The sequence below is a fragment of the Mycobacterium sp. genome (genome assembly GCF_035697385.1).
GTDB lineage: Bacteria > Actinomycetota > Actinomycetes > Mycobacteriales > Mycobacteriaceae > Mycobacterium.
Map to the genome: position 1 here is coordinate 1 of NZ_DASSCY010000226.1, position 21,442 is coordinate 21,442.

Below are 21,442 nucleotides of genomic sequence, written 5' to 3' on the forward strand. Positions count from 1 at the left end.
GCACTGTCGAGCGGTGGGCCGGCGTGTGCACCAAGGGTCCCGGAGGCGCGCCTCCTCCGCTGCCCATCGTCATTCCGCCGCAGGGCGCCAACGTGGTGACCGCGCCGGGAAGCATCGGAACCATAAACGGCATCCCGTGCAACCAGAAACACTTCGCCACGTGTTACGCCATGTCGCAACAGCCCTAGTTGCCGGGCGCCTGGCAGATCTTCCACTGATCGTCGCGGAACTGTAGGTCGAAGCTGCGCGTCGAACGGGTCTGCGGCGCATAGGCCATGAACGTCGTGACGTTCGCCTCGGCATGGTCGCCGTTGACCACCACTTGGTCGATGCTGGCGACGACGGGATACTGCTTGGCCGCGGCCACCCTGGAATGTGTTTCGGCCCAGGCGCGCTCGTCGTAGGTGACGTAGCTGTCCCTGGTGGGCCCGCAGGTGATGCTGCGCAGGGTGGCCAGGTCGCCGTTCTGGATTGCGACGTCGAAGTTCTGGATCGTCGAGCGGACCTTGTCCTCCTGGGACACCGCAGGCTCCGAGCCGCGGGTCAGCAGCACGGTACCCAGGATCGCGACGGCCACCAGCGCGGCGATGACCAACAGGAGGGCCACCACCCAGCCCCAGCTGCGGCGGGTTCGTGGTGGCTTTGGAGTATCGCCGCGCGGCGGAATCACTTGCGGCGCAACAACTTTCTGTTGACCCATCTGCTGCCCGGTGGCCGCCGGGGCGAGTCCCGTCGGCGCGTCAGGCGCGGCGAACACCTCGGTGGCCGGCTCGGCGGGGGTGTCGATCTTCTGCGTCGTGCCCGCGTCGAATCCCGACGGCGCGGTGAACCGGCGCTCCGCGGGCTGTTCGGCCTCGGCGGGCTCGGATGTGGGATCGGCCGGTGCCATGATCTCGGTGGCCGGCTCGTGCTCATCGGCGTCGACGGCCATCACCTCGGTGGCGGGTTCGGGATCGGGGGCCGGCTCGTCGGCCTGCCCGGGCTCGGTCTCTTCGGCGTCGGCGGTGGCTCCGTCACGGGCTTCGGTCGCCTCTTCGGCGACCTCATCCGGTTGCTCAGGCCCTGATGGATTCGACATCCCTGCTGCTGTCCTCCCTAACGACGCTACGGCGGGAAGCTTAACGAGCCGCCTCGGCCGGCGCTGCGCCCCGCACGGCACAATAGGCCCCATGACGCGCATGGGTGATCTCCTGGGACCAGATCCGGTACTGCTTCCCGGTGACAGTGCGGCCGAGGCAGAGCTTGCCGCCTCCGAGAAGCCGGCCATCGTTGCGGCCGCTCATCCGTCGGCATCGGTCGCGTGGGCAACCCTGGCCGAGGAAGCGCTGGACGACGACAAGGCCGTCACCGCCTACGCATATGCCCGCACCGGATATCACCGTGGCCTGGATCAGTTGCGCCGCAACGGCTGGAAGGGCTTCGGGCCGGTGCCCTACAGTCACGAACCCAACCGCGGATTCCTGCGCTGTGTCGCGGCGCTGGCACGGGCGGCCGATGCGATCGGCGAGACCGACGAGTACCAGCGGTGCGTTGATCTGCTCGACGACTGCGACCCGGCGGCGCGCGCCGAGCTCGGACTCGGCTGAGCTAGACGCTCTTCGCCCAAGCGCTCACCACTCGGCTTCGCACTTGCAGTCGGCGGCGCCCTCTGGCGGTTCCACCTGAACGGTCGCGTGGTCCAGCCCGTGCGCGGTCAGCACGGCGCGCGCGTCGTCGAGGACCAGCGCCGAATCGCGACTGCTTGTCAGGTGCGCGGTGACCATGTCCTTGCCAGGCACCAGCGTCCACACGTGCAGGTCGTGCACCTCCGTCACGCCCTCGACGGCGCGCAGCGCGGTGCGGAGCTCCTCGACGTCGATGTGGGTGGGCGAGGACTCGGACAAGATGCGCAGCGCCGAGCGGGCCAGCGAGATCGCCCGCGGCAGCACCCACAGCGCAACCAGCACCGCGACCACGACGTCGGCGTAGGGCCAGTTGGTGGTCACGGTCACGATCCCTGCGATCAGCACGCCGATGCTGCCGACGGTGTCGGCGACGACCTCCATGTAGGCGCCCTTGACGGCCAGGCTGTCCTTGGACTGCGACCGCAACAGGAGCACGACGACGGCGTTGGCGAGAAGCCCGGCCAGCGCGACGACGATCATCGGCACGCCAGGGACGTCCGGCGCGCCACCGAACCGCTCGAAGGCCTCGTAGAGGATGAACGCCGCGACACCGAGCAGCAGCACCGCATTGGCGACCGCGGTGAACACCTCGGCGCGATGCCAGCCGTAGGTGCGGGCCGGCGACGCGCTGCCGTGGCGGGCGAGCAGCACCGCGGTCAGGCCCATGAACATGGCGACCAGGTCGGTGAGCATGTGGCCGGCGTCGGACAGCAGCGCAAGCGAATTGATGACCAGTGCGGTGGTCAGCTCGAGGATGAAGAACGCAGTGAGGATCGCCGCGGCGATGACCATCCGCGAAACACGGGTATCGCGGCCATGACTGTGGTCGTGTCCGGCACCCATGTCTGCAATCTATGCGTAGACACGCATATGTTGCAAGCCGTTAGAACCAGGCCGACCAGAACCGCGTCAGCCCGCTACCGAGCCGCCACAAGCCGGCGGGGACACCCGACAGGTCGAAGAACCAGTCCACGACCGCGAAGAACCACTGATTGAGCCCCGGAGCGATCAGCAGGATCAGCAGGATGAAGAAACCCCACTGCTTGGCTGGTGCCAGGGCGCGCTGCGTCTCGGGGCTCAGGTGCGGCTCGAGCGCGCCGTAGCCGTCGAGGCCGGGGATCGGCAGCATGTTCAAGATCAGGGCCGTCACCTGCAGAAAGCCAAGGAACGCCATGCCAGCCCAGAAGACCGAGTGCTCCGGGTCCCACAACAACCGGGTCAGCGCCAGAAGCAGCACCGCGAAGGCGAGGTTGACGAACGGCCCGGCCAGACTGACCAGGCTTTTCTGCCGTTTGGTCATCCACGACGTGCGCACGTACACAGCCCCGCCGGGCAGCCCGATGCCGCCGAGGGCAATGAACAGCACCGGCAGGCCAAGGGACAGCAGTGGATGCGAGTACTTCATCGGGTTCAGCGTCAGGTAACCGCGCACCGCGACGTCGTGGTCGCCGAACCGCCACGCGGTGAAGGCGTGCGCGAATTCGTGCAGACACAGCGAGACCAACCAGCCCGCGATGACGAAGATGAACACCCCGACATAGGCCAGCGGGCGGTTGTTGTCGGCGGAAATCCAGGCCAGCACGCCGCCGACCGCTGTGATCGCGACGATCGCCAGGAAGATCGGGCTGGGCCGCACCGATTGGTGCAGCGGGCGGATGCTCACGAGTCGACGTTACCGGCGGCGGCCGGGAAAACGCCTCAGCCGACGCGCAGCCAGCCCTCGGTGTGCCGATAGAACGTCGACCGGCGGACAGGCCGCGGTGCTGCAACGCCGTCGCGCACCACCGTCGCCTCGGGTGTGCCGAGTTGCGCGGCGCGCCCCGCCACCCACCGCCGTCGGCCCCGGCCGGTTACCGCTGCCCGCAATCCGGGCGGCGTCGAGGTGGGTTCGATGCGCACGCCGGGGACGTCGCCGTCGAACAGCACCGTGTCGTCGACCACAGCCTCGCCACGCAGGGGAGAGCCGGTCCACTGCGCGGAGCCGACGATCACCGTTCCGGTCTCGTCGCGAATCAACGGCACCCTGCGGGCTTGACCGGTGCGGGTCCGGCGAGCCCGCCACCAGCTGGTCGCGGACGCCACTTCGATATCGAGGCGGTCCGCGCGCAGTAGCCGCGTCAGCACGGAAGCCAGATCGGCGTTTGAACCCACCACGATGACCCTGCGGCAGCCGGTGATGTCGTCGATACTCCCGACGGTCAGCCCCCGCAGCGGACGAGGCATCCGACGGTCGCCGAACAGCAACACCAGGACATCCGCTGTAGTCAACGCCGCTCCGCGCAAACAGCTGGGATAGGGTGTGTCACCGGCTGCACACACTTAATCGGAGCCATAGAGCGGGAGATTATGCCATGCCGGCAATCGTGCTCATCGGCGCTCAATGGGGCGACGAGGGCAAAGGAAAGGCCACCGATCTACTCGGAGGCCGTGTGCAGTGGGTCGTGCGTTACCAGGGCGGCAACAACGCGGGTCATACCGTGGTGCTCCCGACCGGCGAGCACTTCGCGCTGCACCTCATCCCATCGGGCATCCTGACGCCCGGCGTCACCAACGTCATCGGCAACGGCGTGGTCGTCGATCCGGGTGTGTTGCTGACCGAGCTGAAGGGTCTGGAAGACCGCGGCGTCAACACCGAACAACTGCTGATCTCGGCCGACGCCCACCTGCTGATGCCGTACCACGTCGCAATCGACAAGGTTGTCGAGCGCTACGCCGGCAGCAAGAAGATCGGCACGACCGGCCGCGGTATCGGCCCGTGCTACCAGGACAAGATCGCCCGCATCGGGATCCGCGTCGCCGACGTGCTCGACGAATCGCGACTGTCCCAAAAGATCGAGGCCGCACTGGAGTTAAAGAACCAGGTGCTGGTCAAGATCTACAACCGCAAGGCGCTTGACCCGGCGGAGGTGGTCGAGAGCCTGCTGGCCCAGGCCGAGGGATTCAAGCACCGCATCGCCGACACCAGGTATCTGCTCAACGACGCGCTGGAAAACGAAGAGACTGTGCTGTTGGAAGGCTCGCAGGGCACGCTGCTCGACGTCGACCACGGCACGTATCCCTTTGTGACATCGTCGAATCCAACTGCGGGCGGCGCGTGCGTCGGCTCTGGCATCGGGCCCACCCGCATCACGGCGGTGCTCGGGATTCTCAAGGCCTACACCACCCGCGTTGGGTCGGGTCCGTTCCCCACCGAGTTGTTCGACGCGAGCGGCGAGTACCTGGCCAAGACCGGCGGCGAGGTCGGTGTGACGACGGGCCGGCGTCGCCGCTGCGGCTGGTTCGACGCGGTCATCGCACGGTATGCGACCCGGGTGAACGGCATCACCGATTACTTCCTCACCAAGCTCGACGTGCTGTCCAGCCTCGAAACCGTGCCGGTGTGCGTGGGTTATCGCGTCGACGGCAAGCGCGTCGACGACATGCCGATGACCCAGTCCGACATCGCCAACGCCGAGCCGATCTACGAGGAACTGCCCGGCTGGTGGGAAGACATCTCCGGCGCGCGTGAGTTCGACGATCTGCCCGCCAAGGCCCGCGACTACGTGCTGCGGCTGGAAGAGCTTGCCGGGGCTCATGTTTCGTGCATCGGCGTCGGGCCCGGCCGCGATCAGACCATTGTGCGCCGCGACGTGCTGGCGGCGCGGTCGTGACGACCCGAAGACGACCGCGAGTGAGGATCGCAGCGAGGAACGAGCGAGGACCGGTGGGCCCACGCCCGCAGGGCAGGGGACGAGCGGGAGTCGAGGCATGACCCAAGATCCCAGACTCGTCGACCCCGACTACGACCGACACGGCGGATTCCCCAACTTCAAACCCGCCGAACCGGGTCCTGGCTTCGCGCGGTTCTTGATCGCGATGCGCCGGGCACAGGATCTGGCGGTGTCGGCGAACCCCGACACCGAAACCTGGGAAGAGGCCGCCGACCGTGCGGAAGAGCTAGTCAAGCTGCTCGATCCGTTCGAAGCGGCCGAAGGTGTCGGACCGGCCAATCGGGTGCCGAGCCTGCCTGGCGCGGGCAGCCTGCTGATGCCGCCGTACCGGGTGGTTGAGTTCGAGCCCGACGGCGTCGAATTGAGCGTGCAATTCAGCCGGTTCGCCGTCGGCGGCAACTATGCCGTGCATGGCGGTGTGCTGCCGCTGCTTTTCGACTCGGTGTTCGGCATGGTGATCCACGCGGCGGGGCGTCCGATCAGCCGCACCGCGTTCCTGCACGTCGACTACCGCAGGGTGACCCCGATCGACACACCGCTGATCGCGCGCGGCTGGGTGCGTGAGACCGAAGGCCGCAAGGCGTTCGTCAACGCCGAACTGCGTGATCCCGAGGAGAACCTGCTCGCGGAGGCCAACGGTCTCATGATTCGGCTGTTGCCCGGGCAGCCATGAGTTCGCCGCAGCTGCAGCGACTTTCGACGCCGCGAGCGGCGGCGCTTGCGGGTGTTCTGTTCGCGCTGTTGTTCGGCGCCGCGCTCATCTTGATCCGCCTTGCCCTGCCCGAAGGCGCCGAACCTGGCACACAGTGGGTCGACGCCGCAGGGGACCGGATCAGGATCGCCTCGATCCTGATTCCGTTCGCGGGCATCGCGTTCCTGTGGTTCATCGGAGTGGTGCGTGACGGCTTCGGTGGCTTCGAAGACAAGTTCTTCTCGTCGGTGTTCATCGGCAGCGGATTGCTGTTTTTGGCAATGACATTCACCTCGTCAGCGGTAGGCGTGGCGCTGGTGCACAGCGGTTCCGAAGGCGCCGTGTTCGGGCAGGCGTTGTTGCTGACACTCAGCAAGACCTACGCGCTGCGGATGGCCGCGGTGTTCATGATTTCGCTGGCCACCATCTGGCTGAAGACGGGCCTGATGCCGCGCTGGCTCGTCGGGGTGACTTACGTTGTGGCGGTTGGGCTGTTGCTGGCCAGCGACATCACCATGTGGCTGGTGCTGGCATTCCCAACGTGGGTCTTGGTGGTCAGCGTGCTGCTGCTGGTTCGCGCAGGAGTCATCGAGCTCGATCGCGATAAGCGCGGCAGCTGAGTCACAGCAGTCACCGGTGGTGACCATATGGTCTGTCTGAACGTGGTATCGCAGGTGATATCACGTTGCGACGGGGGTGACGGTCAGTCCGCCAGCCGCAAAGCCTGTGAGGGACAAAGCTTTACGGCTTCTTCCACATGCTGTTCCTCGGTCTCGGGCACCTCGTCGACAAGCACCATGACGATCCCGTCGTCGTCCTGATCGAACACCGCGGCGGCCACCATCACGCAATTGCCCGCGCTGATGCACACGTCGCGGTCCGCCTCGACCCTCACCAGCTCACCTCCAACGACCGCAGACCGTAGATGAAGTGGAACGACCGGAACTGCACGTCATCGAAGTCCTCGGCCAGCGCCAGCATCGGGAACCGGCGTAGAAGCGCGGGGAATGCGATCCGCATCTCCATCCGTGCCAGTGGGGCGCCGAGGCAGTGATGCACTCCGTGTCCGAACGCGAGATGACCGATCGCGCCGCGGCCGATGTCGAACACTTCGGGTGAGTCGATGAAGCCCGGATCCCGATTGCCCGACGGCAACGAGGCGAACACCAATTGCCCGGCCGGAATGTGCACGCCTGAGATGTCGACGTCGGTGGTGGTGATGCGGGGGATCGCGCTGTGCACGATGGACAACCAGCGCAGCAGCTCTTCCACGGCGGGCGCGACGGCGTCGGCGTCGTCACGGACGGCTGCCAGCTGCTCGGGATGGCGCAGCAGCGCCAGGGTGCCAAGGCCGAGCATGTTCGACGTGGTCTCGTGGCCGGCGAGCAGAAGCAGGCTCGCGATGCCCCGCAGCTCGTCGTTGGTGAGCTCGTCGCCGTGCTCGCGCACCAGCATGCCCAACATGTCCTCGCCGGGGTTTCGGCGAGCTCCGGCGACCAACCCCGCCATGTACTCGCGGCCCTCGCGGGCCAGCTCCAGCCGCTCCGGAATCGGGATCGACAGATCGAGCTGGCGGGCAGACCGTCGCTGGAAGCCTTCGCGGTCCTCGTACGGCACGCCCAGCAACTCGCAGATCACCAACGACGGGATCGGCAGCGCGAAGCTCTCCACCAAATCCACTGGTGGCCCTGCGGTTTCCATCGCGTCGAGGTGCTGATCGACGATCTCGAGGATCCGCGGTTCGAGCCGCTTCATCCGCCTGACGGTGAATTCCCCGGTAAGCATGCGACGCAGCCGCTGGTGCTCAGGCGGGTCCAACCCGAGGAGGTTGCCCGCGTTCGCACTGGCCTGTTCTTCTGCCGAAACGTCGGGCGCGCCTGGCACCACGAAGCCGGGTGGCCGGCCGTTGGAGAACCGCTGGTGGTCCGACAGCACTTCCTTGACGTCGTCGTACCGGGTGACGAGATAGACCTCCATGCCGAACGAGTTGACGATCGTGCGCACGCCCGCGGTCTGACGGATCTCCCGAAGTTCCTTCGTCGGGTTGAACGCATCGCGCCTCATGTGCAGCGGCAGCTCCGCAGCTTGGGTCATACAACGAAGCTACTCGCGAAAAACAAACCCCTCGATAAGCTTGTTGACGAGCGATGGGTTCTCCAGCCCGGCGAGGTGGGCCACACCTTCGAGTACCGCGGTCGCCGCGCCCGGAATCGCCTCGGCCATCGTGAGCGTTTCGATCAGCGGAAACGTCGCGTCCTCCGCCCCGGCGACCACCAGAACAGGCGTCGTCACCCGCGAGAGCAGCGCACGCTGATCCGGCCGGTTCGGCACCACACTCTTGACCGCCCAGGCGCTGGAGTTGATGTCCACCGCCTGCACTTTGTTCCGCACGAAGTCGACGACAGCGGGGCGGGTCGCGAACGTCGTCGGGCCGAGGAAGGCCTTGAGCACCGAACGTGTCAACGGAGGCCGTATCCCGCCAAGCAGCTTGGCCATCCGAAGCAGGAATCCGTACTCGATCTTCTGGCGCGCGCCCGCGGCCGACGCGGTGCAGTTCATCAGGACCGACCGGCCGACGCGGTCGGGATGCATCGCCGCGAACGTGCCGCCGATCATCCCGCCCCACGAGTTGCCGATGAAGTGAGTGCGTTCAACACCGAGGCCGTCGAGAATATCGACGATGCAGCGCGCGCAGTCATCGAAAGTGAATGTGCCCGTGAGCTTCTCGCTGCCGCCGTGGCCTGGCGGGTCGACCAGAATCACCTGCCGCTCCGCGCTGAAGTGGTCGGCCTGCGCCGCCCACATATCGCCGGTCATCAGCAGGCTCGGCCAGAACATCATCGCCTCACCGCTACCGCGGGTCTGCACCCTCACCCGCCCCAGCGCGGTGTCGACCATGTGTTCTTTCACCACCCGAACGGTAGCCCTCTGCGCGTAGGGCCGGCCACCAGATGCGTGGTCCTATGAGCGTGAACAGCGCGGGGATCACCACTGTGCGCACGACGAAGGTGTCCAGCAGGATGCCGAGGCCCACGATGATGCCCACTTGGGTGAGCACGATCAGCGGTAGCACCCCAAGCACGCAGAACACCGCGGCCAGCACGATGCCCGCGCTCGTGATGACGGCGCCGGTGGCCGAAACCGCCCGCACGATTCCGTCCGTAGTACCGTGACTGGATGTCGCCGCCGGGGCGGCTCCATGCGACGCCGTCTCTTCGCGGGCACGGGTGACCAGGAAGATCGTGTAGTCCACGCCGAGAGCCACCAGGAACAGGAACGCGAACAGCGGCGCGGTGTTGTCCAGCGCGGGAAAGCCGAACAAATGCACGCTCGCCCAGCCGCCAACACCAAGCGCCGCAAGCGCGCTCAGCACCGTAACCGCCACGAGGATCAACGGTGCCAGCGCTGAGCGCAGCAAGACGTAGAGCACGATCAGCACCACGGCGAGGATCAGCGGGATCAGGATCAGCCGGTCCCGCCCCGCCGACGCGCTGGCGTCACGGGCCTGGGCATCGGAGCCGCCGACCAGCGCACTCGGATCGGCGGCATGCACCGAATTCCGCAGTGCATCAATGGTTTTGAACGCGTCGTCGGAGGCGGGTTCGGCTTCCAGAACCACCGACCACTGGGAAAGGCCGCTCGGGGCGGCTCCGGTCGGATTGGCGGACACCACGCCGTCGGTGCCGGAGATGGAGCGATGTATCTCGTCGGCGCGGTCGGTGGAACCGACGACTCGGGTCGGATCCGTCAGCCCGCTGGGAAAGTGCTCGGCCAACCGTTGATAGCCGGTGACCGACTCGGCCTGTATCCGGAATTGTTCGGTCTGCGACAGCCCGATAGGTGTGGTCAGCAAACCGGTGCACAACGCCGCCAAACCGGCGATGGCCACCACGGCGACGCGACCCGGCCTGCGGGCCACCCAAGAGGCGATACGATGCCAAACTCCGCTGTCAGTAAGGGGTTTGGCGCCCTGCTGCGGGATGAATGGCCAGAACAGCCGCTTGCCGAAGAACGCAAGCAGTGGCGGCAGAACAACCAGCACGTAGACGGCCGCCACCACAAGACCGGATGCCGCCTGCACCCCCAGGCTGCGGGTGCTCGGCGATGACGCGAACACCAGCGTCAGCAGCGCCAGTACGACGGTGGCGTTGCTTGCCAGGATCGCCGGCCCGGCCTGGCGCACCGCCACGCGCAGTGCGGCACGGTGAGTATCATTGCGGCCCAATTCTTCTCGATACCTCGAAATGAGCAGCAACGCGTAGTTGGTGCCGGCCCCGAACACGAGCACGCTGGTGATCCCGGACGTCGACCCGTCCGGATTCATGCCGACGGCGTCGGCCACAGCGGTGCCAACCACTGCGGCGACGCGGTCGGCGAACCCGATGACTGCCAACGGCACCAGCCACAACACCGGAGATCGATACGTGACGATCAGCAACAGCGCCACTACTGTGGCGGTGACCGCCAGCAGCGTGACGTTGGCCCCTGCAAAGGAATTCGCGATGTCGGCGCCGAATGCGGGTCCGCCGGTGACCTCGATGCGCAGGTCGGATGGCAGCGCGTCGGCGGACTTCTGCCGAAGTTCCTTGACGGCGTCGTTGAGTGCGAACCCCGAGAGCCCGGCGTCCAGCGGCACGGTGGCGATCGCCGCGCGGCCATCGGCAGAGACCTGCATGGGCTGCTGCTTGACGGCGCTCAGATCCGCCGTACTGAGCGCACCGCCGTCACGCCGGGTGAGCACAACAATCGCGGGAACGCGGTCGCCATCGGGAAACTGGGTGCGCAGGGCGTCGGCCCGCGCCGACTCGGCGGTCGCCGGAACCGCCACCGGCGACTGCTCACTGGACTCGCCGCTGCCGACCAGGCCGATGAACACGCCCGAGACCGCGACCACCACCAGCGCCAGCACCCACGACAAGCGGCCTGACATGAAACCAATATTTCAGATACTTAACAGTTAATCAACTGAAGAATCCTCCGTTATGATGCTCCCCATGCCTAAGGCCGCCGGCCGTGCCGCACTCGAGTCGCTGATGGCCGCCGATGTGAGGGCGTTGACAGCGGAGTCGGATCAAATCGGACGGCACTTCGCGAGCCGACATGACGTGGCCGCCAACGACTTTCGTGCCTTGCTGCACATCATGGTGGCCGAGACGGCGGGATCGCCGCTGACGGCGGGGGAGTTGCGCCAGCGGATGGGCATGTCAGGTGCGGCCATCACATATCTGGTCGAGCGAATGATCGCCTCGGACCATCTTCGCCGCGAATCCGACCCTGCCGACCGCCGCAAGGTCATCTTGCGCGTCGCCGACCACGGCATGGACGTAGCGCGGGGGTTCTTCACACCGCTGGCCGAACACACCCGCCAGGCGCTGGCAGGGATTGGAGATGACGACCTCGCCGCCGCGCACCGGACGTTCACGGCACTCGCCGGCGCGATGCGCGCGTTCCGCGCCCAACTGGAGGAAACCGCTACCCCCGGTTGAGCGTCGCTTCCTCGAGATCGAGACCGTGTAACACCGACCGCAGCACCTCGTCGTCGATGCGGCCACTGTCGCGTTCGGCGATGAATGTCGCGCGTTCGGCCGCCAGCATCTCCAGCCGCAGCCTGCGGAACGCTGATGCCGGGCTTTCGCCGATGTCCGCGTCGTCGCGGCCGAGCCGCTCCCACGCGGAGTTGCGTCTGCGGGTGTTCCAGCCGCGCAACACATCCGCAGCACGCTGATGCACATCGGTGCTGGCCTGCTCTGCAAGCAGGTCGTCGAGCCGCTCGGCCGCAGCCCGCGCGGCCTTGTCCTGGGCGGCGGCGACCGCGATCGCGTCACTGCTCGCCTCGTCGCCCTGAACACCGAGTCGCCGAATCAGCCACGGGAGGGTCAGCCCGTGCAGCAGCAGTGTCCCGATCACCACGACGAAGGTGAGAAACACCAGCTGCGGACGTCCCGGGAACGGTGCGCCCGACAACGTCGTCATCGGAACGCCGAACGCCGCGGCCAGCGACACCACCCCGCGCATTCCCGCCCACGCGACCACGAACACCTGCGCCGGCGTCGGCGCCGGTTCGCTGCGACGAATGCGCGCCGACACAAGCCGTGGCACGTAGGCGAACAGGTACACCCACACGATCCGCACGACGATCACCGTCGCCAACACTGCTGCCGACGAGATCGCGATCACCGACGCCGAGATTCCTTCCAGCTCGCTGACCACCATCGGCAGCTGCAAACCGATCATGAGGAACGCGAACGACTCCAGCACCAGCTGTACGGCTTTCCACACCGCGGTGTCCTGTAGCCGCGTCGCGTAGCTGGCGCGGGTGGAGCGCTGGCCGAGGATGAGCGCGGCCACGACGACCGCGAGCACGCCGGAGCCGTGAAGCTCCTCGGCGGCCAGGTAGATGACGAACGGCGCGACCAGACCGAGTGCGCTCTCGACGAGCGGATCGTCGAGATGCGACCGGATCAGCGAGATGACGGCGCCGAGCACCGCGCCGACGGCGATGCCGCCGACCGCCGCGAGCGCGAAGGTTTTCAGCCCGTCGCCCCAGCTGGCGGCCGTGCCGATGGCCGCAGCGAGCGACACCTTGTAGGCGGTCAGCGCGGTCGCGTCGTTGAGCAGGCTCTCGCCGCCGAGCAGGGTCATGATGCGGCGAGGCAGCCCGAGCCGGCGTCCGACGGCCGTGGCCGACACGGCATCAGGCGGCGCGACGATCGCGCCAAGCGTGAGCGCCGCTACGACGGTCAGCTCCGGCACCGTCTTGTACGCCACGAACCCGACCGCGAACGTCGTCGCCAGCGGCAGGCCGACCGCCAGCAGCCCGATCGGCCGGACGTTCCGGCGAAGGGCCACGTAGCTGCTCTCCAGGCCGGCCGACCACAACAGCGGCGGCAGCAGCACGTACAGCACGAGCTCGGGGTCGAGCTCGATCTCCTTGAAGCCGGGGATCAGCCCGAGTGCCAAACCCGCAACGACGAGCGCAAGCGGAGCGGACACGTCGAACCGGCGTGCCACCGCGGCCAACAGGACCGACACCACCAAAACCGCAAGCAGTGAGGCACCCACGTCGCCGAACCTCCGTGTTCTTCGTCCGTATCCTTGGTCAACATGCTGAGGAGATCACGTCGGCGCGATGCGCACTCCGCGGCGGGCCCCGACACATGCGAACACCTCGCGGCCGGAATCGATGCCCCCGAGCCCAGGACGCCAGGTGAGTGCGAGGGCTGCGCGGAACTCGGCGAGACCACGTGGGCACACTTGCGCATGTGCCTGACCTGCGGTCACGTCGGCTGCTGCGATTCGAGCCCGCACCGCCACGCGGGAGAACACTTCCATCAAACCGGTCATCCCGTGATGCGCTCGGCAGAGCCGGGCGAGAGCTGGCGGTGGTGCTACATCGATGTCCGGCTGGGCTGAGCATCTGGCAGGCTGAGCGCGATGAGTGAAACGACTGAAGGCGAGCTGCCCGAGACTGGCTCCGCGCCCCAAACCCCACCGGAGCCGACCGCCACGGTCGACGAGCGCGGATCCACGGTGATGCTGCTGGGCTCCGGTGAACTGAGCCGCGAATTGGCCCTGGCGTTTCAGCGGCTGGGCGCCGAAGTCATCGCCGTCGACCGCTATGCCGATGCGCCGGCGCAGGGCGTGGCCGACAGGTCGGCGGTGATCAAGATGAACGATGCCGAGGAGCTCACCGCGCTCATCGAGAAAGAAAGCCCCCGCTACGTGGTGGCCGAAGCGGGTGTCATCGCCGCCGATGCGCTGATCGCCGTCGCCGAACGCGGCAACATCGAGGTCTTCCCGACGCCGCGCAGTACCCGGTTGTCCATCGACCGGGAGGGACTGCGACGGCTGGCGGCCGACGAACTGGGCCTGCCCACCGCGCCGTTTTGGTTCGCCGGGTCCGCCGAGGAGTTGACGGCGGTGGCGCAGCACGCGGGATTCCCGCTGGTGGTCAAGCCGGCCGCCGTGGCACCGGGTGATGGCCAGTCGGTGCTGCTGCGTCTCGACGACGTCGAGCCGGCGTGGCACAGGGCGGTCGCCGCGGGCCGGATACCGCACAACAGGGTGATGGCCGAGACGGTCGTCGAGGTGGACTTCGAGGTCACGCTGCTCACCATCCGCACCACCGGACCGACGGGGCCGGCGGTGCATTTCTGCGAGCCGATCGGTCACCGCCTGGTAGAGGGCGACGTGTTGGAGTCCTGGCAGCCGCAGCAGATGTCACCCCCGGCGCTGGATGCTGCGAAGTCGATCGCGGCGCGCATCGTCAACTCGCTTGGCGGTCGCGGTGTCTTCGGAGTCGAGCTGCTGGTGCGCGGTGACGAGGTGTACTTCGACAACGTCCGCCCCCGGCCGTACGACAGCGGCTTGGTAACGCTGCGCTCGCAACGACTTTCGCAGTTCGAGCTGCACGCGCGAGCGATCCTCGGGCTGTCGGTGGACACCATCATGATTTCGCCAGCCGCAGCCGAAGTCACCTACGCTGGGGCGGAATCAACCGGCATCAAGGCCGACGGCCTTGGCGCGGTGCTCGCCGAGGCACTGGCCGTGGCCGAAAGCGATGTCCGGCTGTTCAACCGGCCCGACGAGACCGACGGCAGGCGACGGCTCGGGGTTGCGCTGGCCACCGCCCCGGACCCGATCGTCGCCAGGGACCGAGCCCGCCGGGTTGCGACGGCCCTGCGAAAACTCTGGTAGCGGGGTGACTTCGGAGCCCGGCGAGGCGGCAGACCGGCCGACAATGACGCCGTTCTTGGCCGCGCTGGCGATCATTGTGGTCGTCGTGATCGCAATTGGGCTGTTCAGCATCTTCGGTGGCGACGGCCTGTCGGAGGAACAGCAGGTGGGTCGGGCGGCGGTCGGCCAGAACGACGCGCTGCAACGCAAGGACTACGCCGACTTTCGCGACTACACATGCCGGGCACAGCAGGGCAACGAGGCCGATATGCTGGCGCGCCAACGGGATTCGGTGGCCAAGCGTGGGGAACGGTTCGTCGACGACGTCACCGATGTGGTGATCGACGGCGACCGCGCCACTGCCACCGTCACCTATCATTTCGACAGGGCACCGGACACTAAAACCGGTGTTGGGACGACATTCGCGCGCGAGGACGGAGCGTGGAAGGTCTGCTCGATCGGCCCCAGCTGATTGTGGGAGACTCACGAGCGTGAGCTACGCCGGAGACATCACGCCTGGGGAGGCCTGGAAGGTTCTGAGCGACAACCCCGAGGCCGTTCTCGTCGATTGCCGCACGGACGCCGAGTGGAAGTTCGTCGGGGTGCCGGATCTGTCGTCGATGCAGCGCGAGGTCGTCTACATCGAATGGAACCGCACCGACGGCACGCACAACGACGCCTTCGTCGACGACTTGAAGGCGGCAGGTGTCACGCCGGGCGACCGTCCGGTGGTCTTCCTCTGTCGCTCCGGCAATCGCTCGATCGGCGCCGCTGAAGCCGCGACCGAGGCCGGAATCGCCCCGTCGTACAACATGCTGGACGGATTCGAAGGCGACCTCGACGAGCAGAAGCATCGCGGCAGCACCGGGTGGAAGGCTGTCGGCCTGCCCTGGAAGCAGTCATGACTTCGGGCGACGAGGTGCCGTCGGTTCGTCGGCCTGCCGAACTTCCTGACGGCGTCAGCCAGGCCACCATCGGTGTGCGGGGCGGTCTGTTGCGGTCGGGGTTCGAAGAGACCGCGGAGGCGATGTACCTGACGTCGGGGTACGTCTACTCGTCGGCGGCGGAAGCGGAGAAGGCCTTCACTGGCGAGATCGACCGGTACGTCTACTCGCGCTACGGCAACCCGACGATCTCGATGTTCGAGGAGCGGCTCCGGCTGATCGAAGGCGCGCCTGCGTGCTTTGCGACGGCCACCGGCATGGCGGCGGTGTTCACGTCGCTGGGTGCGCTGCTGGCGGCAGGTGACCGATTGGTGGCCGCGCGCAGCCTGTTCGGCTCGTGTTTTGTGGTGTGCAACGAGATCCTGCCGCGCTGGGGCATCGAGACGGTGTTCGTCGACGGCGACGACCTGTCGCAATGGGAAGAGGCGCTGTCGGTGCCCACCCAGGCGGTGTTCTTCGAGACACCGTCCAATCCGATGCAGTCGCTTGTCGACATCGCGGCGGTCTGCGATCTGGCACATGCTGCTGGTGCAAAAGTGGTGTTGGACAACGTATTTGCCACGCCAATCCTGCAGCAGGGCTTTCCGTTGGGCGTCGACGTCGTGGTGTATTCGGGCACCAAGCACATCGACGGGCAGGGACGGGTGCTCGGCGGGGCGATCCTGGGCTCGAAGGAGTACATCGACGAGCCGGTTCAGAAACTCATGCGGCACACCGGGCCTGCCTTGAGCCCGTTCAATGCATGGACGCTGCTGAAGGGGCTGGAAACGCTGGCGGTTCGGGTGGATTACCAGAATGCGTCGGCGCATCGGGTCGCCGAGTTCCTGGAGAAGCATCCGGCCGTGAGCTGGGTGAAATACCCGTTCCTGGAATCGCATCCGCAGTACGACCTGGCGAAGCGGCAGATGACCGGTGGCGGCACGGTCGTGACGTTCGAGCTGGCCGCTCCGTCGGACCACGGCAAGCAACGGGCCTTCGAGGTTCTGGACAAGCTGGCGCTGATCGACATCTCGAATAACCTTGGCGATGCCAAGTCGCTGATCACCCATCCGGCGACAACCACGCACAGGGCGATGGGCCCGGAGGGTCGCGCCGCGATCGGGCTGGGCGACGGCGTCGTGCGAATTTCGGTGGGGCTGGAGGGAACTGACGATCTGATCGGCGATCTCGACCAGGCCCTCAGCTAGATGTCGCGGCAAACCGATGCGAAGAAAGCCCGTCGCAAGAAGCGGCAGGCGAGCCGGACCGCGAACTGGTTACCGGCCGATGTCCTCGACGAACTTGTGACCACGCAAGCCGCTATCGCCACCGATCTCGAAGCCTTCGATGAGCGAATCACCCAGCGCGGCTGGGAATTCAACGAGGATGAATCGGATGACGAGTTTGCTTTCTGGGTCTACGGCCCTTCGGCCGCAGACGTGGACGGGGATGACCTCGCGCCCGTGACGACGATCTGGATGTCTGCCGACGAGGATGCCGAGATCGTCCATCTGATGCTCGTCGGAACCGCCGACGACAGCGAGTTCACGCCGGAGGGGTTCGTCGAGCACGTCGAAGCCATCGAGGCATATCGCATCGGTGATCCGCCTCCGACCTTTGACCAGTCGTAGTTGGCCGGACTCTCGGCGCAATGTTCATCCTCCACCGCAGCGCGCACCGCTACTTGTCGCGCCCCTCCACCACGCCTTGCGCGGCCTGGGCGCGCTGCTCGTAGCTCTGCCGCGCCTTGACATCGAAATCCAGGAACACGCTGTCGAGCCCCAAACGCTTGTTCAGCCAACGTCTTCCGCGCGGGCCCAGCATCTGCGCGGCTTGCGCGGTGAATCGAAGCGGCGCAGGCACCGAGACGTGGGTCTTCGGCTTCAACAGAGTCTTGATGACGGCCGCGGCGATGTCCTCAGGCTCCACCGGCTTGATGGGTCCGCCGCTCTTCGTGCCCGCGATCAACTCGGTGTTGGTGAACGGCGGCATCACCACTGACACCTCGACGCCATGCGGCGCCATCTCGTCGGCCAGTGCGGCCGACAGCCCCACCACACCGAACTTGGCGCCCACGTAAGCGACTTGGCCTGGCACGGGGATCAGACCGGACAACGAGGCGATGTTGATGATGTGCCCACTTCGGCGCGCGATCATGTCGGGCAGTGCCAACTGGCAGCCGGTGAGCACGCCGTACAGGTTCACCTCGATCGAAGAGCGGATCGCCTGCTCGGACTGCTCGAGGAACGGGCCGATCGGCATGACGCCTGCGTTGTTGATCAGCACGTCGATATGCCCGCCGCCGTCCGTGCGGGCCTTGTCGAGGAACGTGGCGAAGGATTCCCGGTCGGTGACGTCGAGGGGATAGCCCGACACCTCGCCGAGATTGCTCAACCCGGCGACGGCTGATTCTCCCAGTGCCACGTCCCGGTCGCCGATGACCACGCGCGCGCCGCGCCCCAGCAGTGCCTTAGCGGTCGCAAAGCCGATGCCACGGGCGGCGCCGGTGATCGCGATGGTTTTGCCCCTGATGGTGTCCATGCGGCCAAACTTTACACGTGTCAAGTTTGTGCGGGAAGGGGTGCTGCCGCCGAACCACCTGCGCTTATTTCCATCCATCGTGAGCGAATCGCCGACTCTGGAATGCGGCCCGGCGATCGGCGTTAGACATTGAGGTGATGTCACAAGGCACACCCGCAGCCCTGAACCGGCTCCGCTTCGTCGCGGTCCGCCAGGATGACCCGCTGGCCGAGCCGCTGCTGGCCGAGCTGGCGGTCGAATACGCGACCCGATACGGCGGCACCGAGCGGGGTGTCTCGAGGTGGCTGCGCATGCACCCCGCCGAAGAGTTCGCACCACCCCACGGCGGGTTGGTGATCGGACTTCTCGGCGCGCATCCCGTTACCGGTGGCGGATTCCAACGGTTCGACGACAGCACCGCCGAGCTCAAGCGCATCTGGACCGACAGCAGGCACCGCCGCCAAGGCCACGCGAAGGCGCTGCTGGCCGAGCTGGAGACCCAGATCGCGGCCCGCGGTTACCGCCGCGTCTATCTGACGACGGGTGATCGACAGCCCGAAGCAGAGGCGCTGTACCTGTCATCCGGATACTCCCGACTGGCCGAGCCGCTGCCGGCCGAGGGCGAGGTCTACCCGATCGCATTCCAGAAGGTGCTCCCATGACCGTGCCGCTCTCCATCCTCGATCTCGCGCCGATTCCGCAGGGCTCCGATGCCGCAACGGCGCTACGCAACACCGTCGACCTCGCCCAGCACGCCGAGCAGTGGGGATACAAGCGCTACTGGATCGCCGAACATCATTTCGTCGCCGTTGCAAGCACATCGCCTGCCGTGCTGATCGGTCAGATCGTCGCCGCCACCGAACGGATCCGGGTGGGTGCCGCCGCGGTGCAACTGGGTCAAACCACTGCCGTCGCGGTGGTCGAGAGCTTCGGCATGCTCGACGCGTTCCATCCCGGGCGGATCGACCTCGGCGTTGGACGGTCCGGTCAGCGGCGCCGCGAGGCGCTCAAGGAAGGCGAATCGAAACCAAAGCCCAAGCCGCCCAAAGAATGGCGCGTCGTGGACGGTGTCGTCGTCCCGCCGCCGTTCGACTTGAGCGCCCTGATGCGCAACCCCCGGCTGCGGGCACGCATGTCGGTCCTCCAGCAGCCGCAGGCCCTCACGCCGGACTTCGACAAGCAGGTCGACGACATCCTCGAAATGCTCGCAGGCACTTATCACATCGACGGCGTCGACGCGCACGTTCTGCCCGGTGAGGGCTGCGGGCTGACGCCGTGGGTCTTCGGCAGCAGCAAGGGCCAAAGCGCTCAGGTGGCCGGCGCCCGCGGCCTGCCGTTCGTCGCGAGTTACCACATCACACCGGCGACCGCGCTGGACGCGATCGCCGCCTACCGGGCCGCGTTCCATCCGTCGGCCGCGCTATCCGAACCGTATGTGGTGGTGTCGGCCGATGTCGTGGTGGCCGACGACACCGCGACCGCGCAACATCTGGCGTCGAGCTATGGCCATTGGGTGTATTCGGTTCGGGCGGGTGATGGCGCGATCCCGTATCCGGATCCGGACAAGGTCGCCCCGCTGTCCGATGAGCAGCTCGAGGTCGTGAAAGACCGCACCGCAACACAATTCGTGGGTGACGCCGACGAAGTCGCCGACAAACTGGCCACCCTGCAGCGCGCCACGGAGGCCGACGAGCTCGTGGTCACCTCGGTCACCCACCGGCACGCCGACCGGCTCCGCAGTCACGAGTTGATCGCCAAGCGCTGGGGGATTTGACCGTTCGGGTAATCGGCGGCCTATAGGCTGGCGCGCAGGTGACACCGGGGGGTGGACTGTTTCGATCTCGCAGGCGACGGTGGGATGGCTGCTTCTGGCAGCCGCCGTGCTGACCTTCGTCGTGGGATTGGCGTCGCGGTCGTTCGTCGGGCGCAGGCGCAGCACAAGGGGGGTGCGGCGCCTCGTGCGCATCTTCCGGAAGACGGGCGTGGCGCGTGTGCTTTTCGGTCGCTTCGAGGATGACGTGCTCGACGACGACGAGCTCGACGCGATGATTTTGATGCCGACCGTTGTGGTGGCGTGCGGGCTGTGCCTGACCGCGATCTTCCTGCTCGGCTACGAGACCCTTGCCTGATAGACCACGCGGGTACTGCCGTCGGCCAACCGCGCAATGTCGGTGATCGCGTAGCTGTGATCGCCGGAGATGCCGTCGAACGACGACGCGCCTTCACCGACCAGCATCGGATGCACGGTGAGCCGCAACTCGTCGAGCAGCCCAGCGTTGATGAAGCTACGAACCGTCGTTGCGCCACCCACGACCTAGATATCGCCCCCGGGCTGATCCCGTAGCGCCGCGATCTCGTTGTCCCCCGCAAGCGGGAGGTGCCCCCAGTCCGACGCCGGCCTTGCTGCCGGCCAATCGAAGTCTCTCATCGTGCGGGTCAGCACGTAATGCGGTGTGCGATCCGCGAATTCGGCGTACCGCTTGGCTTCCGGCCGCAAACTCATCGCGGCGTCGCCCGCTCGACAGCTTTCTCGGCGGCCTCACGGATCGATCCCCGCCACACCGCCCCGTGCCCGGGCAGCAGCACTTCGGTGTCCAACATCGCCAGGGCCGCCAGGCTCCGCACACAACCCTCCTGGTCGTGATTGAACAGCTCAGGCAGTAACTGCGGGCCATCGCCCGCGAGCAGGGGGTGGCCGGTGACCAGGGCATCGCCGCTGACCAGTACGCCGTCGACGATGTAGGAGCAATGCCCGCCGGTGTGGCCGGGCGTGGGAATCGACATCGGTGTCCCCGGCAGCTGCGCCGCAATGTCCTCGGTCAGAGCCTGCGTGGTCGGGATGCCGTCGTGCCCCAACCCGCCCTTGCGCGAAATGGCCAGTGTCCACTTCAAGAACCGCGGCTGCCATAGGCGCGGCAGGACCTCAGCCGCCCCCGCCTGCTCCAGATACTCGCGCTTGGAGTGCCCCACCTCGGCGGCATGGCAATACACCGGTGTGCCATGGGTTTTCGCGAACCAGATTGCCGAACCGAAGTGGTCGACGTGCGCGTGCGTCAACAGGATCGCGCGCACATCGTCGACGCCGAACCCGAGCTGCCGCACCGACGCAAGCACATCGTCGCGGTGGCCAGGAAACCCGGCGTCGATCAGAAGAACGCCGTCGCCGTCAGTGACGAGCGTCCAGTTGACAAGGTCGGTCTGGGCGAAATGCACATGGTCGGTGATGGCCGTCAATGCTGGCGCCATCTCGCGAGTCTA

Annotated in this window: 28 protein-coding genes; 15 read left to right on the forward strand and 13 right to left on the reverse strand. The window is 66.8% G+C overall.

The window, feature by feature from the left end; all coding sequences use genetic code 11:
- Window positions 1–188 (forward strand): hypothetical protein (locus VFH65_RS19065; protein ID WP_353323551.1); only part of this gene is annotated, 188 nt, incomplete at its 5' end.
- Here VFH65_RS19065 and VFH65_RS19070 read toward each other — a convergent pair.
- The gene (locus VFH65_RS19070) at window positions 185–1,078 is read right to left on the reverse strand and encodes a DUF4878 domain-containing protein (RefSeq protein WP_353323553.1); all 894 of its coding nucleotides are present in this window, start codon (window positions 1,076–1,078) and stop codon (window positions 185–187) included. The genes VFH65_RS19065 and VFH65_RS19070 overlap by 4 nt on opposite strands.
- 91 nt (window positions 1,079–1,169) lie before the next feature.
- Between VFH65_RS19070 and VFH65_RS19075 the strand changes: the two genes are divergently transcribed.
- Complete coding sequence (locus VFH65_RS19075; RefSeq protein WP_353323554.1) at window positions 1,170–1,586, forward strand: DUF3151 domain-containing protein; 417 nt, start codon at window positions 1,170–1,172, stop codon at window positions 1,584–1,586.
- Between the two features lie 24 nt (window positions 1,587–1,610).
- Here VFH65_RS19075 and VFH65_RS19080 read toward each other — a convergent pair whose 3' ends face one another.
- Genes VFH65_RS19080 through VFH65_RS19090 form a run of 3 tightly spaced genes read right to left on the reverse strand, consistent with a single transcriptional unit; the run spans window position 1,611 to window position 3,887 of the window.
- The gene (locus VFH65_RS19080; RefSeq protein WP_353323556.1) at window positions 1,611–2,507 is read right to left on the reverse strand and encodes a cation diffusion facilitator family transporter; all 897 of its coding nucleotides are present in this window, start codon (window positions 2,505–2,507) and stop codon (window positions 1,611–1,613) included.
- 40 nt (window positions 2,508–2,547) lie between these two features.
- A complete protein-coding gene (locus tag VFH65_RS19085; RefSeq protein ID WP_353323557.1) occupies window positions 2,548–3,327 on the reverse strand; it encodes a site-2 protease family protein in 780 nt (259 codons plus the stop codon).
- Between the two features lie 35 nt (window positions 3,328–3,362).
- Window positions 3,363–3,887 carry a hypothetical protein gene (locus VFH65_RS19090; RefSeq protein WP_414688454.1) on the reverse strand — a complete coding sequence of 175 codons (525 nt, stop codon included), beginning with the start codon at window positions 3,885–3,887 and terminating at the stop codon, window positions 3,363–3,365.
- Window positions 3,888–4,015: 128 nt separating this feature from the next.
- Between VFH65_RS19090 and VFH65_RS19095 the strand changes: the two genes are divergently transcribed.
- From VFH65_RS19095 to VFH65_RS19105, 3 genes are all read left to right on the forward strand, one after another.
- The gene (locus VFH65_RS19095) at window positions 4,016–5,314 is read left to right on the forward strand and encodes an adenylosuccinate synthase (RefSeq protein ID WP_353323560.1); all 1,299 of its coding nucleotides are present in this window, start codon (window positions 4,016–4,018) and stop codon (window positions 5,312–5,314) included.
- 97 nt (window positions 5,315–5,411) lie between these two features.
- Window positions 5,412–6,047 carry a PaaI family thioesterase gene (locus VFH65_RS19100; RefSeq protein WP_353323561.1) on the forward strand — a complete coding sequence of 212 codons (636 nt, stop codon included), beginning with the start codon at window positions 5,412–5,414 and terminating at the stop codon, window positions 6,045–6,047.
- The gene (locus VFH65_RS19105; RefSeq protein WP_353323563.1) at window positions 6,044–6,685 is read left to right on the forward strand and encodes a hypothetical protein; all 642 of its coding nucleotides are present in this window, start codon (window positions 6,044–6,046) and stop codon (window positions 6,683–6,685) included. Before VFH65_RS19100 ends, VFH65_RS19105 begins: the two co-directional genes overlap by 4 nt.
- A gap of 83 nt (window positions 6,686–6,768) precedes the next feature.
- Here the strand turns inward: VFH65_RS19105 and VFH65_RS19110 are convergent, their stop codons facing one another.
- From VFH65_RS19110 to VFH65_RS19125, 4 genes are read right to left on the reverse strand one after another with little or no spacing between them, the layout of a single operon-like run.
- Window positions 6,769–6,960, reverse strand: a complete 192-nt coding sequence (locus VFH65_RS19110; protein ID WP_353323564.1) for a ferredoxin — start codon at window positions 6,958–6,960, stop codon at window positions 6,769–6,771.
- The gene (locus tag VFH65_RS19115) at window positions 6,957–8,159 is read right to left on the reverse strand and encodes a cytochrome P450 (RefSeq protein WP_353323566.1); all 1,203 of its coding nucleotides are present in this window, start codon (window positions 8,157–8,159) and stop codon (window positions 6,957–6,959) included. The genes VFH65_RS19110 and VFH65_RS19115 overlap by 4 nt, the downstream gene beginning before the upstream one ends.
- Before the next feature lie 9 nt (window positions 8,160–8,168).
- Window positions 8,169–8,963, reverse strand: coding sequence for an alpha/beta fold hydrolase (locus VFH65_RS19120; protein ID WP_353323591.1), 795 nt, complete (start codon window positions 8,961–8,963; stop codon window positions 8,169–8,171).
- Window positions 8,917–10,995, reverse strand: coding sequence for an MMPL family transporter (locus VFH65_RS19125; RefSeq protein WP_353323568.1), 2,079 nt, complete (start codon window positions 10,993–10,995; stop codon window positions 8,917–8,919). Before VFH65_RS19125 ends, VFH65_RS19120 begins: the two co-directional genes overlap by 47 nt.
- Window positions 10,996–11,059: 64 nt before the next feature.
- On the opposite strand from VFH65_RS19125, the gene VFH65_RS19130 reads away from it, so the two are divergent.
- Window positions 11,060–11,551, forward strand: coding sequence for a MarR family winged helix-turn-helix transcriptional regulator (locus VFH65_RS19130; RefSeq protein WP_353323569.1), 492 nt, complete (start codon window positions 11,060–11,062; stop codon window positions 11,549–11,551).
- On the opposite strand, the gene VFH65_RS19135 is transcribed toward VFH65_RS19130, so the two are convergent.
- The gene (locus VFH65_RS19135; protein WP_353323570.1) at window positions 11,538–13,127 is read right to left on the reverse strand and encodes a Na+/H+ antiporter; all 1,590 of its coding nucleotides are present in this window, start codon (window positions 13,125–13,127) and stop codon (window positions 11,538–11,540) included. The genes VFH65_RS19130 and VFH65_RS19135 overlap by 14 nt on opposite strands.
- A 42-nt stretch (window positions 13,128–13,169) precedes the next feature.
- On the opposite strand from VFH65_RS19135, the gene VFH65_RS19140 reads away from it, so the two are divergent.
- Genes VFH65_RS19140 through VFH65_RS19165 form a run of 6 tightly spaced genes read left to right on the forward strand, consistent with a single transcriptional unit; the run spans window position 13,170 to window position 17,295 of the window.
- A complete protein-coding gene (locus VFH65_RS19140) occupies window positions 13,170–13,478 on the forward strand; it encodes a UBP-type zinc finger domain-containing protein (RefSeq protein ID WP_353323571.1) in 309 nt (102 codons plus the stop codon).
- Window positions 13,479–13,499: 21 nt separating this feature from the next.
- On the forward strand, window positions 13,500–14,762 hold the full coding sequence (gene purT, locus VFH65_RS19145) for a formate-dependent phosphoribosylglycinamide formyltransferase (protein WP_353323572.1): 1,263 nt from the start codon (window positions 13,500–13,502) through the stop codon (window positions 14,760–14,762).
- A gap of 43 nt (window positions 14,763–14,805) precedes the next feature.
- Window positions 14,806–15,213: a lumazine-binding protein gene (locus tag VFH65_RS19150; RefSeq protein ID WP_353323593.1), complete on the forward strand. Its 408-nt coding sequence runs from the start codon at window positions 14,806–14,808 to the stop codon at window positions 15,211–15,213.
- A 19-nt stretch (window positions 15,214–15,232) separates the two neighbouring features.
- Window positions 15,233–15,646, forward strand: a complete 414-nt coding sequence (locus tag VFH65_RS19155) for a rhodanese-like domain-containing protein (RefSeq protein WP_353323573.1) — start codon at window positions 15,233–15,235, stop codon at window positions 15,644–15,646.
- The gene (locus VFH65_RS19160) at window positions 15,643–16,872 is read left to right on the forward strand and encodes an O-succinylhomoserine sulfhydrylase (protein ID WP_353323574.1); all 1,230 of its coding nucleotides are present in this window, start codon (window positions 15,643–15,645) and stop codon (window positions 16,870–16,872) included. Before VFH65_RS19155 ends, VFH65_RS19160 begins: the two co-directional genes overlap by 4 nt.
- A complete protein-coding gene (locus VFH65_RS19165; protein WP_353323575.1) occupies window positions 16,873–17,295 on the forward strand; it encodes a hypothetical protein in 423 nt (140 codons plus the stop codon).
- Window positions 17,296–17,344: 49 nt separating this feature from the next.
- Here VFH65_RS19165 and VFH65_RS19170 read toward each other — a convergent pair whose 3' ends face one another.
- Window positions 17,345–18,205 (reverse strand): SDR family oxidoreductase, encoded by an 861-nt coding sequence (locus VFH65_RS19170; protein WP_353323576.1) that lies wholly within the window; start codon window positions 18,203–18,205, stop codon window positions 17,345–17,347.
- Window positions 18,206–18,342: 137 nt separating this feature from the next.
- Between VFH65_RS19170 and VFH65_RS19175 the strand changes: the two genes are divergently transcribed.
- The 3 genes from VFH65_RS19175 (at window position 18,343) to VFH65_RS19185 (ending at window position 20,313) form a co-directional block, all read left to right on the forward strand.
- Complete coding sequence (locus VFH65_RS19175; RefSeq protein WP_353323578.1) at window positions 18,343–18,846, forward strand: GNAT family N-acetyltransferase; 504 nt, start codon at window positions 18,343–18,345, stop codon at window positions 18,844–18,846.
- Window positions 18,843–19,958, forward strand: coding sequence for an LLM class flavin-dependent oxidoreductase (locus tag VFH65_RS19180; protein ID WP_353323579.1), 1,116 nt, complete (start codon window positions 18,843–18,845; stop codon window positions 19,956–19,958). The genes VFH65_RS19175 and VFH65_RS19180 overlap by 4 nt, the downstream gene beginning before the upstream one ends.
- A gap of 64 nt (window positions 19,959–20,022) precedes the next feature.
- Window positions 20,023–20,313 (forward strand): hypothetical protein, encoded by a 291-nt coding sequence (locus VFH65_RS19185; protein ID WP_353323594.1) that lies wholly within the window; start codon window positions 20,023–20,025, stop codon window positions 20,311–20,313.
- Here the strand turns inward: VFH65_RS19185 and VFH65_RS19190 are convergent.
- From VFH65_RS19190 to VFH65_RS19200, 3 genes are read right to left on the reverse strand one after another with little or no spacing between them, the layout of a single operon-like run.
- Window positions 20,295–20,495 carry a dihydrofolate reductase family protein gene (locus tag VFH65_RS19190; protein ID WP_353323580.1) on the reverse strand — a complete coding sequence of 67 codons (201 nt, stop codon included), beginning with the start codon at window positions 20,493–20,495 and terminating at the stop codon, window positions 20,295–20,297. The genes VFH65_RS19185 and VFH65_RS19190 overlap by 19 nt on opposite strands.
- Window positions 20,496–20,498: 3 nt before the next feature.
- A complete protein-coding gene (locus VFH65_RS19195) occupies window positions 20,499–20,687 on the reverse strand; it encodes a hypothetical protein (protein WP_353323581.1) in 189 nt (62 codons plus the stop codon).
- Window positions 20,684–21,430, reverse strand: coding sequence for an MBL fold metallo-hydrolase (locus VFH65_RS19200; protein WP_353323582.1), 747 nt, complete (start codon window positions 21,428–21,430; stop codon window positions 20,684–20,686). Before VFH65_RS19200 ends, VFH65_RS19195 begins: the two co-directional genes overlap by 4 nt.
- Between the last annotated feature and the right edge of the window lie 12 nt (window positions 21,431–21,442).

Excerpts from the sequence above, each read along its gene's own strand:
- VFH65_RS19115 (WP_353323566.1), bottom strand. The coding sequence starts at position 8,159 with ATGACCCAAGCTGCGGAGCTGCCGCTGCACATGAGGCGCGATGCGTTC.
- VFH65_RS19180 (WP_353323579.1), top strand. The coding sequence starts at position 18,843 with ATGACCGTGCCGCTCTCCATCCTCGATCTCGCGCCGATTCCGCAGGGC.
- VFH65_RS19125 (WP_353323568.1), bottom strand. The coding sequence starts at position 10,995 with ATGTCAGGCCGCTTGTCGTGGGTGCTGGCGCTGGTGGTGGTCGCGGTC.
- VFH65_RS19120 (WP_353323591.1), bottom strand. The coding sequence starts at position 8,963 with ATGGTCGACACCGCGCTGGGGCGGGTGAGGGTGCAGACCCGCGGTAGC.
- VFH65_RS19130 (WP_353323569.1), top strand. The coding sequence starts at position 11,060 with ATGCCTAAGGCCGCCGGCCGTGCCGCACTCGAGTCGCTGATGGCCGCC.
- VFH65_RS19100 (WP_353323561.1), top strand. The coding sequence starts at position 5,412 with ATGACCCAAGATCCCAGACTCGTCGACCCCGACTACGACCGACACGGC.
- VFH65_RS19105 (WP_353323563.1), top strand. The coding sequence starts at position 6,044 with ATGAGTTCGCCGCAGCTGCAGCGACTTTCGACGCCGCGAGCGGCGGCG.
- VFH65_RS19080 (WP_353323556.1), bottom strand. The coding sequence starts at position 2,507 with ATGGGTGCCGGACACGACCACAGTCATGGCCGCGATACCCGTGTTTCG.
- VFH65_RS19195 (WP_353323581.1), bottom strand. The coding sequence starts at position 20,687 with ATGAGTTTGCGGCCGGAAGCCAAGCGGTACGCCGAATTCGCGGATCGC.
- VFH65_RS19175 (WP_353323578.1), top strand. The coding sequence starts at position 18,343 with ATGTCACAAGGCACACCCGCAGCCCTGAACCGGCTCCGCTTCGTCGCG.
- VFH65_RS19165 (WP_353323575.1), top strand. The coding sequence starts at position 16,873 with ATGTCGCGGCAAACCGATGCGAAGAAAGCCCGTCGCAAGAAGCGGCAG.
- purT (WP_353323572.1), top strand. The coding sequence starts at position 13,500 with ATGAGTGAAACGACTGAAGGCGAGCTGCCCGAGACTGGCTCCGCGCCC.
- VFH65_RS19070 (WP_353323553.1), bottom strand. The coding sequence starts at position 1,078 with ATGTCGAATCCATCAGGGCCTGAGCAACCGGATGAGGTCGCCGAAGAG.
- VFH65_RS19075 (WP_353323554.1), top strand. The coding sequence starts at position 1,170 with ATGACGCGCATGGGTGATCTCCTGGGACCAGATCCGGTACTGCTTCCC.
- VFH65_RS19095 (WP_353323560.1), top strand. The coding sequence starts at position 4,016 with ATGCCGGCAATCGTGCTCATCGGCGCTCAATGGGGCGACGAGGGCAAA.
- VFH65_RS19140 (WP_353323571.1), top strand. The coding sequence starts at position 13,170 with ATGCTGAGGAGATCACGTCGGCGCGATGCGCACTCCGCGGCGGGCCCC.
- VFH65_RS19090 (WP_414688454.1), bottom strand. The coding sequence starts at position 3,887 with ATGCCTCGTCCGCTGCGGGGGCTGACCGTCGGGAGTATCGACGACATC.
- VFH65_RS19160 (WP_353323574.1), top strand. The coding sequence starts at position 15,643 with ATGACTTCGGGCGACGAGGTGCCGTCGGTTCGTCGGCCTGCCGAACTT.
- VFH65_RS19200 (WP_353323582.1), bottom strand. The coding sequence starts at position 21,430 with ATGGCGCCAGCATTGACGGCCATCACCGACCATGTGCATTTCGCCCAG.
- VFH65_RS19150 (WP_353323593.1), top strand. The coding sequence starts at position 14,806 with ATGACGCCGTTCTTGGCCGCGCTGGCGATCATTGTGGTCGTCGTGATC.
- VFH65_RS19170 (WP_353323576.1), bottom strand. The coding sequence starts at position 18,205 with ATGGACACCATCAGGGGCAAAACCATCGCGATCACCGGCGCCGCCCGT.